This window comes from Zoogloea dura (assembly GCF_012927165.1).
In the GTDB taxonomy this organism is placed as follows: Bacteria; Pseudomonadota; Gammaproteobacteria; order Burkholderiales; family Rhodocyclaceae; genus Zoogloea; species Zoogloea dura.
Genome location: NZ_JABBGA010000004.1, coordinates 265409 through 280309, shown reverse-complemented (window position 1 = coordinate 280309; position 14901 = coordinate 265409). Strand labels below are relative to the sequence as shown.

The window sequence follows — 14901 nt, the reverse complement described above, 5'->3', positions numbered from 1 at the left end:
CTGCTCCTTACTGCCTGGCGCGCAGGCGCGCGTCCAGGGTGTCGATCACAGGGCTCCAGTCCGCGTCCTCCGCAATCTCGGTTTTCAGGAAGGCCGCCTGGGCGGCGCTCCAGAAGGGCGCATCGAACAGCTGGATGTCGTGGGGCAGGGAATGGCTGACGATGAAGGCATCGATGGCCAGCGCATCGTCGGGCAGCCCGAGTTGGGCGAAAAGATTGGCAATGCTGTGGGTCTGGGATTCCATGGCGTGCTCCGTGGGTTGAGGGATGGCTGTTGTTGGTCTGCCGCGGGCAGGATTGGTTTCCCGGACATCCCCGCCTTGCATCCAGAATAGATCCGGCATGGCCGCCGGCCAGGATTTCCTTTATATTAGTGTTTTCTAATTTAAAGGTGTCGCCATGTTTCGTGCCGCTTTCACATTGACCCTCTGTCTGTCGGGCGTCGCCCTGGCCCATGATCTCGAGGCCCTCAAGCTCGACACGCGCAAGAACGCCTTGCCGGTGCTGCCGAAGGTGGTTGCCATGATGCAGGAGACAGTTGCCGGCAAGGGGGCTGTGGCGGCCATCCCGGTGTGCAAGGACGCCGCGCCGCAGTTGCTCAAGGAGCAGTCGGTCAAGACCGGCTGGGCGATGAGCCGGGTGAGCCTGAAGACCCGCAACCAGGCCACCGGTACGCCGGACCTTTGGGAGGCCCGCCAACTCGCCGACTTCAACATCCGCGCCGCCAATGGCGAAAAAGTGGAGACGCTTGAAGTCGGCGAGGTGTTCACCGAGAACGGCAAGCCGGTGTTCCGCTACATGCGGGCGATCCCGGTGGGGGACGTGTGCCTCAAGTGCCACGGCCCGGTGGAGTCGATCGAGCCGGCCCTCAAGCAGGTGCTGGAGGGCACCTACCCCGGAGACAGGGCTTTTGGCTACGCCAAGGGGCAGATCCGTGGTGCCTTGACGGTCCGCCGCCCGCTCTGAGCAGAGGGCCTAGAAGGTCCAGCCATAGCCTGCGTAGGCCAGCGGCTGGATGCGGGTTTCGACGATCGGACTGTCCGCCTGGGCGTTACCCAGGCGGGTGGCCATCAGGCCGAACAGCAGCGAGCCCCGGTCTCCAACCGGCCAGGCTCCGTTGACTCCGGCCTGCCACTGGACGCCGGCAGAGGCCTGATAGGCCGGGCGGTCCGGGGTCGCCTCGCGTGCCGAAACGCCGAAGTAATAGTCGTTCATGCGGCGATCGTTCCAGGTGACGCCGAGCACGCCGTTGAGACGCAGGCCCGGGCCCCGGATGATGGCCCGCACGAACTGCAACTGGGCACTCTGCCCTTTGCTGGCCGAGCCCGCGTCAAAGCCCCACTGGGCATTGACGGTGCCGTAGTCCGTCTGCCACCGCAGCGCCGGGCCGATATCCACCGAGAAGTCGCGGTCGTCCATGCCGCGGGTACGTCGTCCATCCCCGGCTTTCCAGCCGAATCGGGCGTCGGCGGCGAGTCCGAGGCGCACCCGGCGATCGTCCGAATCGATAAGCCAGACTCCGGCGCGCAGGGCATTGATGTAGAAGCGCTCGGCATAGCTGGCTTGAATGACCGGTAGCACCATGGCTCTCAGTTCATCGGAGCCGGAGGTGGCGGGTAGCACCCCGATACCCATACCGTACAGATTGCCGCTGCGTGGGATCGCGGCTTCGGTCTGCAGGTCGATCCGTTCGTTGGCAAAGGCGGAGAGGGCTGGCAGGCAGAGGGCTGCGAGAGAGGCGGCAAAGTGGCGCACGATGGGATCCCGTGGATTGAACAATGACGCTCGGATCGTAAACCTGGAGCGTGGTTCCCGAAGACTGGCTGGATTGTCATGGCGGCAAGGCCGACAGCGTGTCCGGATTCTTGTGGAATAATCCGCCGGCCGGCGCGCGCAGGGCCGGCCAGTCCGTATTTCCTGCAACGGCAGCATGCCATCAACGAGGGAGTCATTTCATGAAGATCAAGCACGTGCTGTTTGGCCTGGCCGCGGCGGGCCTGGCCGCCGGTGCCAGTGCCCAGGCCAAACCGGAAGACCAGATCAAGTTCCGCAAGGCGGGTTACGCGTTCATGTCCTGGAACATGGGCAAGATCAAGCAGCAGGTCATCGACAACCCGGGCAGCTTCAACAAGGACCAGGTTCTCGCCGCAGCCAACGTGATCGCCGCCACTGCGAACTCGGGCATGGGGGCTCTCTACGGACCGGGCACCGACAAGGATGTCGGCGGCCAGAAGACCCGCGTCAAACCGGAGTTCTTCCAGCAGCCCGACGAGGTCAGGAAGCTGGCGCTGGCCTTCATCAAGGAAGCCAACGAGCTGCAGAAGGTGGCCGCGACCGGCGATGCCGCCGCCATCAAGACCCAGTTCGGCAAGACCGGGGAGTCCTGCAAAGCCTGTCACGACAAGTTCCGCAAGGACGAGTGAGGCGCAGGCCTCCACGGCGGGAATGGCAGCAGGGGCGGCTGTGCCAGTCTGGGTGCAAGGGAAGGGTTGCACACGTATCATGCGGTGCACAATCCATTTGTCACGAGGTGATGCTTGAAAAACCTGACCATCCTGATCCTGCTGGCCGGCTTTGCCGGTGGCGCAAAAGCCTGCGGTGCCCATCATGACGACTGGGCCGGCAGCGACAAGGCCGCCCATTTCGGCGTGTCCCTGGCCCTGGGCGTGGGGGCTTCGCGGCTCTCCGACGATACCTTGACGTCGGTCGGCCTGGCCCTGGTGCCGGGCCTTGCCAAGGAGCTCTACGATTCGCAGCAGGACTGCAACCGCTTCTCCTGGAAGGACATGGCCTGGAACGCGGCCGGCGCCTATATCGGTGTGCGGGCGGGCAACTGGATCCTTGGGCCGACCAGCGCCAGCTACCGCATTTCCTTCTGAGCGCTGCCCGGCATCCGGCCGGGTGCCGGATGGTCGAGGCGGACCCGCTGCAGGGTGGCCTGGAGTATCCGCGCGTCGTTGCTGGCGCGGTGCCGGTGGAGGCCGAGGTCGGCCTGGATGCGGGTCCTGGTGCTGTTCCAGTGGTCGGCCTGGGCTTCGTTCAGCAGACAGCGGATGTCGTCCAGGCGAAAGGCCTGGACCCGTCCGGTGGCTTCGAAGAGGCGGCTCAGCCAGGTGAGGTCGTGGTACCAGGCGTCGCAATAGACGGTCTGGCCGGCGAGCAGATCATTGACCTCGTCGGCCACGTCTTCCGGGGGCCGCCCGTGTTTCACAAGTGTGTTGCGGCTGACCCGATGCACCTGCTCGGCGCTGTCGTCCCAGTGCGTCCACTGCGCGAGGGGGCGTACCAGCGAGCAGTAGGTCCGGCCATCGGGCAGGGCCACGCCGACCTCGATCGGGTAGCTGGCGGTGCCGAAGCCGGATGCCTCGACGTCGATGATGGGGGGCAGAGTCGGCGGCACGTTGAATGCTGATGAAATGGGCGGCCCCATTCTAACCGTCTCTAACCGCCGCCAAGCGTCGAATGGCGCCAGCCCCTGCCTCAGTGGTGATCGTGGTCGTCCTGATCCGTGTCGCGCACGTCCAGGGGCCACAGGCGATGGGCGTCCAGCAGCAGGCTGTAGCGGGCCTCGCTGGCCTCGAGCCGGGCCAGCTGGGCGGACAGGTGCGCCTCGTGGGCCAGGCGCCGGGCATTGAGCGTGTCGCTGAGGCTGCCCTCGCCGAGCTGCCAGGCCTTTTCGGTCAGGTCGGCGCTGCGCCCCAGGGCTTCGGCGGCGTCGAGCTGGCGCAGCCAGCCGGCACGGCTGGAAAGGGCCCGGCGATGCAGGGCGGCCGCTTCGCTCTCGACCCGGCGCAGCACCGCGGCCTCGCGATGGGCGCTGACGCGTGCTTCCGCGATGGCCGCATCTGCATCGGCGGCGCGGCCGGCACCGGGGAGGGGGATGCTCAGGGTCATGCCGACGAGGCGCTCCTCGCCATCCCGCTCGCGGGCCAGCCGCACGCCCAGGCTGGGATCGGGGATCCGCTCCGCGTCGGCCCGGCTGGCGCCGACCCGGGAGCGGGCGCTTTGGGCCCGGGCGACGCCCAGTTCATGGTTGTGCTCCAGGATGGCCTGGATCCACTCGCTCTCCGTGCCTTCGACGGGCTCGGGAGGGCGCTCCACCACGGCGTCGGGGAGGTTCAGGCCGGGGTACTGGCGGCGCAGGCGCGCGGCCGCGAGCTGGGCGCGTCCGCTGGCCTGGACATACTGGGCATCGGCCTGGGCCAGGGCGGCCTCGGCCTGCAGGCCTTCCAGGCGGGGCGCATCACCGAGCTGGACCCGCCGCGCCACCACCTGGGCCTGGCGGGCCAGCACATCCCGCTGGCGACGCCACTGCTCGGCGCTGCTGAGCTCCCGCAGCCCCTCGAACCAGCTGGCCAGCAGGCCGCGTCCCGCTTCATGAAGGGCGTCGCCGCGGGCGATGCGTGCGCTCGCCACGCCGGCGGCGCCCAGTTGCCGGTCGAGGTCGCCCTTGCCCGGCAGGCGGAAGGCCCGGTCGATGCCCACATCCCATTCGTTGAAGCGCCCGTCGGGGGTATTGCGCACGCGCCGCTGCTGCTCGGTGAGGCGTACGGTCCATTCGTGGCTGCCGGCGGCGAGGCGGCGGGCACGGGCCTCCTCCGCCTCGATGCCGGCGCCAGCGGCGCTGACCATCGGGCTGGCAAGCAGCACCGCCATGGCTTGCGCGGCAGGGGGCAGGTCGCTTGCTTCGATAGCCTCGCCGGGCCGGGCGGAGAACGGCGCCGCCAGCACCAGGAGCGCGATCCAGATGGGCTTCATGCGAGCCTCCCGCTGGCCAGGACCGGCACCATCCAGAAGAAGACCCGGCTGGTGGCGAAGCGGCTGCGCAGGATGTCGAGCAGGCGCTCGGCATCGTCGCGGGGGATCACCAGCTGCACCCGGCAGTGGGCGGCGCTGCCGCGCACGTGCTCGGCGGTGCCGATGAAGGTGACCCGCTGGCCGAGCCCCTCGACCCGGTGGGAGGTGAAGCCCGGGGCGAGTTCGGGGTGCTCCAGCAAGGTTTCGAGCAGGACGTCTTCGACTTCGACGGGCATCACGAGGGTCAGTACGACCCTCGCATCGGTGGTGCTGTTCATGAGGTGGAGGCCTCGGCAGTGACGGGGGCGACGCCGTAGCGTCGGTAAAGGAGGGGCAGCAGCAGCAGGGTCAGGGCGGTGGCGCTGAACAGGCCGCCGATGACCACGATGGCCAGCGGGCGCTGGACCTCGGAGCCGGGGCCGCTGGCAAAGAGCAGGGGCACCAGGCCGAGGGCGGCGATGTTGGCGGTCATCAGCACCGGGCGCAGGCGGCGCCGGGCGCCTTCCACCACCACCTGGCCGATCGGCATGCCGCGGGCCTGGAGCTGGTTGAAGTAGCTCACCATCACGACGCCGTTGAGCACCGCGATGCCCAGCAGGGCGATGAAGCCCACCGAGGCCGGCACCGACAGGTATTCCCCCGACAGGGCCAGCGCGAATACCCCCCCGACCATCGCGAAGGGCACCATGGCGAGCACCAGCAGGGCTTGCCGCACCGAACCGAAGGTGGAGAAGAGCAGCACGAAGATCAGCCCCAGGGCGATCGGCACCACCACGCCGAGGCGGGCCGCCGCACGCTGCTGGTTCTCGAACTGGCCACCCCAGGCCAGGCGGTAGCCGGCGGGCAGGGGCACCTTGGCGGTGACGGCGGCACGGGCCTCTTCGACGAAGCCGACGAGGTCGCGGCCGCGCACGTTGGACTGGATCACCGAGTAGCGCTGGGCGTTTTCCCGGTCGACCTTGACCGGGCCGTCCACCCGCTCGATCTTCGCCACGCTGGCCAGGGGCAGGCTCTGACCATCTGCAGTGGTGATGCGCAGGGCGGCGAAGGCGGCGGGGTCGCGCTGCAGCTCGGCCGGACCGCGGATCAGCAGCGGGACGCGGCGGGTGCTTTCGATCACCGTGCCGGTGATGCGCCCTTCGAGCAGGCTGCGCAAGGCGTTCTGGACATCCTCGACGTTGAGGCCGAAGCGGCCGGCGGCGAGCCGGTCCACCTGGATGCTGAGATATTGGACCCCCTCGTTGCGGATGGTAATGGTGTCTTCGGCGCCTGGTACTGCCTTGACCACGGCCTCGATCTCGCCGGCCAGGCGGTTGAGGGTGGGCAGGTCGGGTCCGTAGAGCTTGATCGCCAGGTCGCCGCGCACGCCGGTGAGCATCTCGGAGACGCGCATGTCAATGGGCTGGGTGAAGGTCAGGGCGATGCCGGGGAACTGGCTCATCACCGCGCGGAGCTGGTCGGTGAGCCAGTCCTTGTCGGGCTGGCGCCATTCTTCGCGGGGCTTGAGGACCAGGAAGGTGTCTGTCTGGTTGAGGCCCATTGGGTCCAGCCCCAGCTCGTCCGAGCCGGAGCGGGCGACGATGGCCTTGACCTCGGGCACCGCCGCCATGATGGCCTTCTGGACCTGAAGGTCGGTGAGGATGGTCTGATCGAGGCTGATGGAGGGCAGCTTCTCCAGCTGCATGATGATGTCGCCCTCGTCCATGGTCGGCATGAAGGCCTTGCCGAGCCCCATGTAGGCTATCGCCGCGGCGACCAGCGAGGCGCCGGCAATGGCCACCATGAGCCGGCCGCGGGCCAGGGCGAAGTCCAGCATCGGTGCGTAGGCTGCCTGCAACTTGCGCACCAGCCAGGGCTCGTGGGCGTCGCCGCGCTTGAGCAGCCACGAGGCGAGCACTGGCACCACGGTGAGGGACAGCAGCAGCGAGGCGCCGAGCGCGAAGACGATGGTCAGCGCCACCGGGCTGAACAGCTTGCCTTCCAGGCCCTCCAGGGTCAGCAGCGGCAGGAACACGATGATGATGATCAGAATGCCTGAGGCGACCGGCGAGGCGACCTCGCGGGTGGCCCGGAAAACCAGGTGGAGCAGCGGCTGGCGGGTGGCTGCGCCGCCAGCGGTGAGCTCGGTTTCGACGTTCTCGACCACCACCACGGCGGCATCCACCAGCATGCCGATGGCGATCGCCAGGCCACCCAGGCTCATCAGGTTGGCCGACAGCCCCACCTGGCGCATGGCGACAAAGGTGGCCAGGGCGGCGAGCGGCAGCATCAGGGCGACGACCAATGCGGCGCGCAGGTTGCCGAGGAAGGCGAGCAGGAGCACCAGCACCAGCACGATGGCCTCGACCAGAGCCTTGGATACCGTATGGATGGCCCGGCCCACCAGTTCGCTGCGGTCGTAGAAGGCTTCGATGTGCACGCCGGGCGGCAGGACCGGGGCCAGCTCGGCCAGGCGTGCCTTGACCCCTTCCACCACCTTGCCGGCATTGGCGCCGCGCAGGCCGAGGACCAGGCCTTCGACGGCCTCGGCCTGGCCGCTGCGGGTGACTGCGCCGTAGCGGGTGAGGGCGCCGATGCGTACGTCGGCAACATCGCCGACCCGCACGATGGCGCCGGCGTGGCTGCGTAGCACGATGGCGCGCACGTCGTCGAGATTGCGGATGGCCCCTTCGGCGCGGACCAGCAGGGTCTCCTCGCCCTCGTTGAGGCGGCCGGCGCCGTCGTTGCGGTTGTTGGCCTCCAGGGCGCTCTGCAGCTGGGCCAGGCTCAGGCCGCGGGCGGCCAGGGCGGCCGGGTCGGGCGCCACTTCAAAGCTGCGCACCTCGCCGCCCAGGCTGTTGACGTCGGCCACCCCTGGCACGGTGCGCAGTGCCGGGCGGAGGGTCCAGTCGAGCAGGGTGCGCTTCTCTTCGAGGGAGAGCGGCCCCTCGATGGTGAACATGAACATCTCGCCGAGCGGCGTGGTGATGGGCGCCAGGCCGCCGCTGGCGCCCGGCGGCAGGTTGCCGAGCACGCCGGACAGGCGCTCGCCGACCTGCTGGCGGGCCCAGTAGATGTCGGTGCCATCCTCGAAGTCGAGGGTCACGTCGGCCAGCGCGTACTTGGAGGTGGAGCGCAGGACGCGCTGGTGCGGGATGCCCAGCATTTCCTGCTCGATGGGCACGGTGATGCGCGCTTCGACCTCTTCCGGGGTCATGCCCGGGGCCTTGATGATCAGCTTGACCTGGGTGGTGGACACGTCGGGGAAGGCGTCGACGGGCAGTCCGTTCCAGGCCACCACGCCGGCTCCGACGAGCAGCAGGGTGGCCACCAGGACGAGCAGGCGCTGGGTGAGGGAGAACTCGATCAGACGGGACAGCATGGCCTCATTCTTTCCCGATGCCGAGCCAGTTGGCCTTGAGGGCGGCGACGCCGCTGGTCACGACCTGCGCCTCGGCGGGCAGGCCGGAGACCAGCGCGGCGTCACCGACGCGGCCGCCGACGGTGACGGGCAGCGCCCGATAACCGGTGGCATCCCCTTCCCGGGCCGTCACAAAGATCCATGACTTGTCCCGGTGGTGCAGCACGGCGGATGCCGGTACCTGGCTGTCGGTGGTGCTCCGGGGGCCTTCGGGCAGGACCAGGTCGGCTGCGGTGGCCTGGCCGGGGCGCAGGCTGTCGGCGCCGCGGTTGATGGTGCCGCGCACGCGGACGCTCTGGCTGGCCGGATCGACGGCCCGCCCTACGGCGATCACTTCACCGGCGGCGCCGGTGGACGGGATGCGGATCGGCGCACCGACCCGGACCCGTGCGGCGATGGCCAGCGGCACCTGGATGTCCACGACCAGGGGGTCGAGGCGGGCGATGCGATAGAGCGGGGCGGCCTGCTCGACCCGCTGGCCGACCGTGACCTGCTGTTCGAGCACCGTGCCGGCGATGGGGGCGGTGAGGCTAAGGGTATGGCCGCCGCTGTGCTGGGCCAGGCTCGACTCCTGGCGCCTCTCTGTGGCCTGGGCGACGGCCTGGGTGGCGTTGGCGCGGCTGGCTTGCAGGCGCGACTCGGCGATCAGGCCTTCGCGGAAGAGCTGTTCATCCCGCTGCAGGGTCTGCCTGGCCAGGGCGGCCTGGGCGTCGGCCTGGATGCGGTCGCGCTGCAGTTCGAGGGCTTGCGGACTGGCCAGGCGGGCCAGCACCTGGCCTTTCCTGACCACCATGCCGGGCGAGGTCTCGAGGCTTTCGACGATGCCGGCGAGGGGCGCGGCGATGACCCGCTGCTGCCCGTTGGGGATCTCGATGCTGGCCGGCAGTCCGGCTGCCAGGGCCTGCCCGGGGGGCTTGGCGGACTGCACGACAATGCCCAGGGCCTTGCTCTGGGCCGCCGTGACCGGAACGAATTCGCCAGCCTGGACGACGGGGCTGCCCAGCAGCGCTGCCAGGCTTATCAGCAGGGGAAGGGGAGAAGTGCCTTGCATCATCATTCGGGAGGCGGGCGAGAGGGATAATCCAGTCTGTGTCTGCCAGCTTAAGACAACATTAAGCCGGGGCGGGCATGATTGAGAGATGGCTCCGTGACGCTGGCGGGCAACTGGATACCGGGTGGATGGGATGAGGATATTGCTGGTCGAAGACGACAGGCTGCTGGGTGATGGTATCCAGGCCGGGCTGGCGGGAATGGGTTTTGCTGTGGACTGGGTACGGGATGGCGAGGCGGCGCTGGCGGCATTGACCGCCGAGAGCTTCACCGCGCTGGTGCTCGACCTCGGCCTGCCGCGACGTGACGGGATGGGTGTGCTTTCCGCCCTGAGGGCGGGCGGCAAGGACTTGCCGGTGCTGGTCCTCACCGCCCGCGACGGGGTGGCGGACAAGGTCGGGGCGCTGGATTGTGGTGCCGACGACTACGTGGTCAAGCCCTTCGATCTGGATGAGCTGGCGGCCCGCCTGCGGGCCCTGATCCGCCGCGCCAGCGGGCGGGCCGAGGCGTGCCTGCGCCATGGTGACATCGTCCTCGATCCGGCCGGTCGTACGGTGACCCGCGGCGGCCAGCCGGTGGCGCTCACGGGGCGGGAGTTCGATCTGCTCCACATGCTGCTGGCCGGGGCTGGCCGCGTCCTGACCCGCCGGATCCTCGAGGAGCGTCTCTATGCCTGGGGTGAGATCGTGGAGAGCAATGCCCTTGAAGTGCATGTTCATCACCTGCGCCGCAAGCTGGGCAGCGAATTGATCCGTACCGTGAGAGGGGTGGGCTATCTGGTCGGCGAGGCGCCCCTCTGATGCCGCGCTTGCCGGTGTACTCGTTGCGGCGGCGTCTGCTGGCCCTGCTGATCGGGGTGGTGGCGGTGCTGTGGGGGCTGTCCGCGGTGGTGGCCTTCCGCACGGCGCACGGCGAGGCGGACGAGCTCTTCGACGCCCAGCTGGAGCAGGTGGCGGAAACCCTGCTGGCCATCGTGGCTACCGGCGACTCACCCCAGGTGGCAGAGGAGATGGTCGAGCATCAGCACGACTACCCGTTGCCGGTGGCCTTCCAGGCCTGGCGGCGGCAGGAGTCCGGCGAGTGGAGCCTGCTCGTGCGCTCTTCCGAGATGCCGGAGGTGCCAGCCACCCGGTCACCGGGTTTCGACGAGCAGGAGGTGGATGGCGTCCTGTGGCGCTTCTACGCGATGGACCATGGCCACAGCCCCTACCGGGTGATCGTCGGGCAGAACCATGACGCGCGTTACCGGCTGGCCGGCGAGATCGCCCTGCACCTGCTGGCCCCCATCCTGATCGGCCTGCCACTCATCGCGCTGGCGATCTGGATCGTCGTCGGGCGGGCGCTGGCCCCGCTCGATGCGGTGGCGCGGGCGGTGGGCGGGCTGGAGCCGGGCTGCCTGCAGCCGGTGCAGGTCAAGGGCCCCTTGCCGGCCGAGATCGCGCCCCTGGTCACCTCGCTGGATGCGCTGGTGACGCGGCTGGCAGAGGCGCTCGACAACGAGAAGCGCTTCACTGCCGATGCGGCCCATGAACTGCGCACCCCGCTGGCGGCCTTGCGGATCCAGGCCCAGGTGGCGAGCCGTAGCGACGACGAGGGCGGGCGGCGCCATGCCTTGTCGCAGGTGCTGTCGGGGGTCGAGCGGATGACTCACCTGGTCGAGCAGTTGCTGACCCTGGCCCGCCTCGATCCGGATGCGGCGCTGGCGGGAGGCATGCGGGCGGACCTGGTGGATGTGGCGGGGCAGGTCTGTTCCGTGCTGGCGAACCACGCCATCAAGCGCGGGCAGAGCCTGTCCCTGGAGGCTCCGGATGCCCTCGAGGTGGCGGGTAATCGCTGGTGGCTGGAGGTTCTGCTGCGCAATCTGGTGGACAATGCCCTGCGCTACACCCCGGACGGCGGCAGGGTGAGGGTCGTCGTGGATCAGGCGACGCACAGCCTGCGGGTGGAGGACGACGGGCCGGGCATTGTGCCGGACATGCAGGAGCAGGTGCTGACGCGCTTTGCCCGTGGGCAGGATCAGGATGCGGAAGGCTGCGGGCTGGGCCTCTCCATCGTCGCGCGTATCGTCAGGATTCTCGGGGCGAGCCTGGACTTCAGGCCAGGGCTTGAACGGGAAGGTGGTGCCGGGCTGGCCGTCACCGTCCGCTTCCCATCTCCGGGGGCAGGGCCGGAGACTTGAACCGCTCCGGCCTGCCGGGGGTTTTCAGGTGCTCAGACCACCGGCGATGTAGCCGGACAGTTGCTCAATGGTGGCCTGCTGCTGCTCCATCACCGACTTGACCGCATCGCCGATGCTGACGATGCCGGTAAGCTGCCCCTTGTCGACCACCGGCAGGTGGCGGATGTGGTTGTTGGTCATGATGGCCATGCAGTCATCGACCGTATGGGCAGGAGAAATCGTCAGGACGTTCTGGGTCATCAGGTCACCCACCTTGGTGTCCTTGGAGGCCAGCCCCTTGAGCACCACCTTGCGAGCGTAGTCCCGCTCGGTGAAGATTCCCACGAGACGCTCCCCTTCGGTGACCAGCACCGCGCTCACATTACGTTCGGCCATGAGCTTGAGGGCCTGCAGCACTGTGGTGTCCGGCGCAACCGAATAGGTGGTGTCGCCTTTTTTCTGAATGATCTGCTGAACCGTTGCTGCCATTATCTACCCTCCTTATTGTTGGCTTCGGCATGCCTCGCGGCCTCGCTCCACGGGCTTCCCGATTCATATAGCTTGGAGCCAAGTCGGCGGGAGCGCAAGGGGCGGAGCGCCTATTTTGGCAATGCTCCCGAGGCGCCGGGCAAATTCCGGCCCGCGTTGCGGGGCGGGCGTTTGCGGCTGGCGGGCGGTCTGGCTGCGGTGAGTTTCGGTAAGGGTCTACGTGAGTGCCCCGGATTGGGCTAACCTTGCGCCCGCATGCTGCTCCGTCATATCCAATCTTCGTCGGGATTCTCGTTCTGGGTGAGGGCTCGCCTCGCCGGACCCGCCTTTCGCAGCCTGCCGCTGCACGTCCTGGTTGCAGCGCTGCTGATCCTGCTGGCCTCTGCCTGCCTGGCCTGTACCCCGTCGAGCGCGGTGCTGGCCGATGACGAGGGGCAACGCCTCCTGAACGGGGCCGACCTGGAGATCTACCGTGATGGCGGTGGCCGGCTGGGCATCGAGGAGGTGTCCGCCGCGGCGTTCCAGGAGCGATTCGCGCCGCTGAAAGCCGATGGCCTGGCGCTTGGCTACACCCGGGACGTGGTGTGGGTCCGCCTGTGCCTGCGACGCGCGCCTCTGGCACCGGTCGAGTGGTGGCTGGAATCCCGTGCCCCCTACCTGGACGACGTCCGCTTCTACGCGCGGCGGCAGGCCGGGACCAGCTGGGAGGAGCTGCGGGCAGGAGATCGCTTCCCGGTCAATGCGCGGGCCATCGTCTATCGCACGGCGGTGTTTCCGCTGGAACTGCCGGACGGCGCGCCGCAGGTGTTCTATGTCCGGATCAAGGCCAGCACGAGCATGTCCACGGCCTTCACGGTCTGGCAGCCGTGGTCCTTCCGTGTGCAGGTCCAGCGCGACCTGCTCGGCATCGGGATGGCCATCGGGCTGGTGCTCACGGTGTCGGCGATGAACCTGGTCAACTGGTTCTGGACCGGCCAGCGGCTTTATCTGGCCTTTGCCGCCTTCATGTTCATGATGGCAGTGGCGGTGGCGGCCGCCAATGGATTGCTGGCCCAGTATTTCTTTCCGGAGAGCGATTGGGTAGCCCATGGCCTGACCCGGGTGCTGCATTGCGTCTTCTATGGTTTCTCGATGCTGCTGGTGCGCAAGCCTTTGCGCCTGGCCGAGCACTTTCCGGCTTTCGACCGGGTCCTGCCTTATCTCGCGGCTGCCATCGTGCTGAGTGCAGCGAGTGTTCCACTGGGCCTCTATGTGCACGTGATGCCGGTGGTGCAGTGGCTGCAGCCCTTCATCGCCGTGGTGGGCGTGATGGCGTGCTACCGCAATCTGCGGGACGGGCACCTGGGGGCGGGCTGGATGCTCGGTGCCTATCTGTGTTTTACCGGCCTGATGCTGGTGCATGTATCGAGGGCCCTCGGCCTGCTGACCTGGAACTCCACCTTCGAGACGGCGGCGCCGGCGCTCATCGCCTACGCGATCTTCCTGCACTTCGGCATCCTGTCGGAGCTGCGGGATGAGCGCCAGGCGCGGGAGGCGGCAGATGGCGAGGCCACCGCCCAGCGCTCCCTGGCTGAGCAGGAGGAGCGCCTGCGCAACGAGCAGTCCCTGTTCTTCGCATTCGTCGCCCATGAACTGCGCAGCCCCCTCGGGGTGTTGCTCACCGGCCTGGGCAACCTGCGCCGCAGCCTGCCCGAGGTGGTGCCGGAGAATGCCGAACGTCTTGCCCGGCTCAATCATGCGGCCCAGCGCATGAGCGGCCTGATCGATCGCCATCTGCGCCTGCAGCGCATCGGTCAGCCCGATTTCGAGCCGGATTTCGCCCTCGAACCGGTCAGCCTGCCGGCCCTGCGGGCGCTGGACGAAATCCGGGCACTGCACGGTGGGCGAGATCTGCGCTTCCAGAAAAGGGGGGCTCCCGAGCAGGACGTGTCGATGGACGCCGAGCTGGTGGTGCTGGCCTTGTCCAACCTGCTCGACAACGCTGCCAAGTACTCGCCGGAGGGAACGCCGATCCGCCTGGAGGTGGAGGCCACCGCCGGCATGGTGATCTATCGGGTGATCAACGCGGGGGAAGGGCTGCCGCCGGATCTGGCCGAGCGTCCGTTCCAGGTGTTCCGCCGCAGCCGCAAGACGGTCAGCGCCAAAGGCGGCTTCGGTATCGGCTTGGCCCTGGCCAGCCACGTGGCGCGTGTCCATGGAGGGGCGCTGGTGGGAGGGCATCGTGACGGGGAGACCTGGTTCACCCTGCGCCTGCCAGCTGGTCCGAAGGGGCTTCCGGAGGTGACTGGCAAGGAGGTGCCGGCATGATCTCGGTGCTTCTGGTAGAGGATGACCGCGACCTGTGTGCCGAGATTTCCGCCTTCCTGTCCGGGGCGGGGTTTTCGGTGTGTGTTGCCGGTACCATCCGGGAGGCGGACGCCCGGCTGGCCCGCCCCTATGACCTGCTGGTCCTCGACATCAACCTGCCGGACGGTGACGGCTTGAGCTTCTGCCGCCAGGCACGGCGCTACATCCGCTCGGGCATCGTGATGTGCACCGGGCGCGGCGAGCGGGAGCTGCGCATCGCCAGCCTGCGGGATGGTGCCGATGCCTACCTGGTCAAGCCGGTGGATCCGGAGGAGCTGGAGGCCACCCTGCTCAGCGTGCATCGCCGCCTGCAGGGCAACCTGGCTCCGCTGGCTTCCGGCATGCTGCCTCAGCCCTGGTACCTGGATGGCGAGCGTCGCCTCCTCACCGCGCCGAATGGCGGCACCTTTCTGCTCAATGTGGGCGAGACCCGTTTTCTCGCCGCGCTTTTCGCTGATCCCGAACGGCACGCCCGCAAGGATGACCTGGTCGTCCTGCTGGCCGGCGACGAGCCTGACTACAGCGCCCACCGTCTCGAGGCCATGGTCAGCCGGCTGCGCTCGAAGGCCCAGTCTCGCTGTGGTCTGCGCCTGCCGGTGGTGTCGGACTACGGGCGTGGCTATACCTTCACCGAGCACGCCCGCCTGCTCTGACTGAAAGCG

The 14901-nt window shown here is 68.4% G+C and carries 15 protein-coding genes; 7 read left to right on the top strand and 8 right to left on the bottom strand.

All coding sequences use genetic code 11. The features are described from left to right. Nucleotides 1-7: 7 nt before the first annotated feature. On the bottom strand, nt 8-244 hold the full coding sequence (locus tag HHL15_RS07480; protein ID WP_169145203.1) for a DUF2789 domain-containing protein: 237 nt from the start codon (nt 242-244) through the stop codon (nt 8-10). 154 nt (nt 245-398) lie between these two features. Here HHL15_RS07480 and HHL15_RS07475 point away from each other — a divergent pair, with 154 nt between their 5' ends. Continuing rightward, on the top strand, nt 399-965 hold the full coding sequence (locus HHL15_RS07475) for a Tll0287-like domain-containing protein (RefSeq protein WP_169145202.1): 567 nt from the start codon (nt 399-401) through the stop codon (nt 963-965). Between the two features lie 9 nt (nt 966-974). On the opposite strand, the gene HHL15_RS07470 is transcribed toward HHL15_RS07475, so the two are convergent. After that, nucleotides 975-1754 carry a MipA/OmpV family protein gene (locus HHL15_RS07470; protein WP_206198649.1) on the bottom strand — a complete coding sequence of 260 codons (780 nt, stop codon included), beginning with the start codon at nt 1752-1754 and terminating at the stop codon, nt 975-977. Nucleotides 1755-1954: 200 nt separating this feature from the next. On the opposite strand from HHL15_RS07470, the gene HHL15_RS07465 reads away from it, so the two are divergent. Both HHL15_RS07465 and HHL15_RS07460 read left to right on the top strand, forming a co-directional pair. Then, complete coding sequence (locus tag HHL15_RS07465; protein ID WP_169145201.1) at nt 1955-2422, top strand: c-type cytochrome; 468 nt, start codon at nt 1955-1957, stop codon at nt 2420-2422. A gap of 114 nt (nt 2423-2536) precedes the next feature. After that, nucleotides 2537-2878, top strand: coding sequence for a hypothetical protein (locus HHL15_RS07460; protein WP_169145200.1), 342 nt, complete (start codon nt 2537-2539; stop codon nt 2876-2878). Here HHL15_RS07460 and HHL15_RS07455 read toward each other — a convergent pair. The 5 genes from HHL15_RS07455 to HHL15_RS07435 form a co-directional block, all read right to left on the bottom strand. Beyond that, nucleotides 2860-3399, bottom strand: a complete 540-nt coding sequence (locus tag HHL15_RS07455; protein WP_206198648.1) for a 3'-5' exonuclease — start codon at nt 3397-3399, stop codon at nt 2860-2862. The genes HHL15_RS07460 and HHL15_RS07455 overlap by 19 nt on opposite strands. Before the next feature lie 80 nt (nt 3400-3479). Beyond that, on the bottom strand, nt 3480-4757 hold the full coding sequence (locus HHL15_RS07450) for a TolC family protein (RefSeq protein ID WP_169145198.1): 1278 nt from the start codon (nt 4755-4757) through the stop codon (nt 3480-3482). Beyond that, on the bottom strand, nt 4754-5074 hold the full coding sequence (locus tag HHL15_RS07445; RefSeq protein ID WP_169145197.1) for a DUF3240 family protein: 321 nt from the start codon (nt 5072-5074) through the stop codon (nt 4754-4756). The genes HHL15_RS07450 and HHL15_RS07445 overlap by 4 nt, the downstream gene beginning before the upstream one ends. After that, nucleotides 5071-8157, bottom strand: coding sequence for an efflux RND transporter permease subunit (locus HHL15_RS07440; protein ID WP_169145196.1), 3087 nt, complete (start codon nt 8155-8157; stop codon nt 5071-5073). The genes HHL15_RS07445 and HHL15_RS07440 overlap by 4 nt, the downstream gene beginning before the upstream one ends. Before the next feature lie 4 nt (nt 8158-8161). Then, complete coding sequence (locus tag HHL15_RS07435) at nt 8162-9253, bottom strand: efflux RND transporter periplasmic adaptor subunit (RefSeq protein ID WP_169145195.1); 1092 nt, start codon at nt 9251-9253, stop codon at nt 8162-8164. A gap of 127 nt (nt 9254-9380) precedes the next feature. Here HHL15_RS07435 and HHL15_RS07430 point away from each other — a divergent pair, with 127 nt between their 5' ends. Beyond that, nucleotides 9381-10046, top strand: a complete 666-nt coding sequence (locus tag HHL15_RS07430; RefSeq protein WP_169145194.1) for a response regulator — start codon at nt 9381-9383, stop codon at nt 10044-10046. After that, entirely contained in the window at nt 10046-11425 is a 1380-nt protein-coding gene (locus tag HHL15_RS07425; protein WP_169145193.1) for an ATP-binding protein, read from the top strand. The genes HHL15_RS07430 and HHL15_RS07425 overlap by 1 nt, the downstream gene beginning before the upstream one ends. A gap of 24 nt (nt 11426-11449) precedes the next feature. Here the strand turns inward: HHL15_RS07425 and HHL15_RS07420 are convergent, their stop codons facing one another. Next, nucleotides 11450-11893, bottom strand: coding sequence for a CBS domain-containing protein (locus HHL15_RS07420; protein WP_169145192.1), 444 nt, complete (start codon nt 11891-11893; stop codon nt 11450-11452). A 300-nt stretch (nt 11894-12193) separates the two neighbouring features. On the opposite strand from HHL15_RS07420, the gene HHL15_RS07415 reads away from it, so the two are divergent. After that, on the top strand, nt 12194-14200 hold the full coding sequence (locus HHL15_RS07415; protein ID WP_169145191.1) for a sensor histidine kinase: 2007 nt from the start codon (nt 12194-12196) through the stop codon (nt 14198-14200). Beyond that, nucleotides 14197-14892 carry a response regulator transcription factor gene (locus HHL15_RS07410; protein ID WP_169145190.1) on the top strand — a complete coding sequence of 232 codons (696 nt, stop codon included), beginning with the start codon at nt 14197-14199 and terminating at the stop codon, nt 14890-14892. The genes HHL15_RS07415 and HHL15_RS07410 overlap by 4 nt, the downstream gene beginning before the upstream one ends. Nucleotides 14893-14901: the final 9 nt, after the last annotated feature.

Excerpts from the sequence above, each read along its gene's own strand:
- HHL15_RS07450 (WP_169145198.1), bottom strand. The coding sequence starts at position 4,757 with ATGAAGCCCATCTGGATCGCGCTCCTGGTGCTGGCGGCGCCGTTCTCC.
- HHL15_RS07420 (WP_169145192.1), bottom strand. The coding sequence starts at position 11,893 with ATGGCAGCAACGGTTCAGCAGATCATTCAGAAAAAAGGCGACACCACC.
- HHL15_RS07430 (WP_169145194.1), top strand. The coding sequence starts at position 9,381 with ATGAGGATATTGCTGGTCGAAGACGACAGGCTGCTGGGTGATGGTATC.
- HHL15_RS07445 (WP_169145197.1), bottom strand. The coding sequence starts at position 5,074 with ATGAACAGCACCACCGATGCGAGGGTCGTACTGACCCTCGTGATGCCC.
- HHL15_RS07435 (WP_169145195.1), bottom strand. The coding sequence starts at position 9,253 with ATGATGATGCAAGGCACTTCTCCCCTTCCCCTGCTGATAAGCCTGGCA.
- HHL15_RS07475 (WP_169145202.1), top strand. The coding sequence starts at position 399 with ATGTTTCGTGCCGCTTTCACATTGACCCTCTGTCTGTCGGGCGTCGCC.
- HHL15_RS07440 (WP_169145196.1), bottom strand. The coding sequence starts at position 8,157 with ATGCTGTCCCGTCTGATCGAGTTCTCCCTCACCCAGCGCCTGCTCGTC.
- HHL15_RS07425 (WP_169145193.1), top strand. The coding sequence starts at position 10,046 with ATGCCGCGCTTGCCGGTGTACTCGTTGCGGCGGCGTCTGCTGGCCCTG.
- HHL15_RS07480 (WP_169145203.1), bottom strand. The coding sequence starts at position 244 with ATGGAATCCCAGACCCACAGCATTGCCAATCTTTTCGCCCAACTCGGG.
- HHL15_RS07465 (WP_169145201.1), top strand. The coding sequence starts at position 1,955 with ATGAAGATCAAGCACGTGCTGTTTGGCCTGGCCGCGGCGGGCCTGGCC.
- HHL15_RS07410 (WP_169145190.1), top strand. The coding sequence starts at position 14,197 with ATGATCTCGGTGCTTCTGGTAGAGGATGACCGCGACCTGTGTGCCGAG.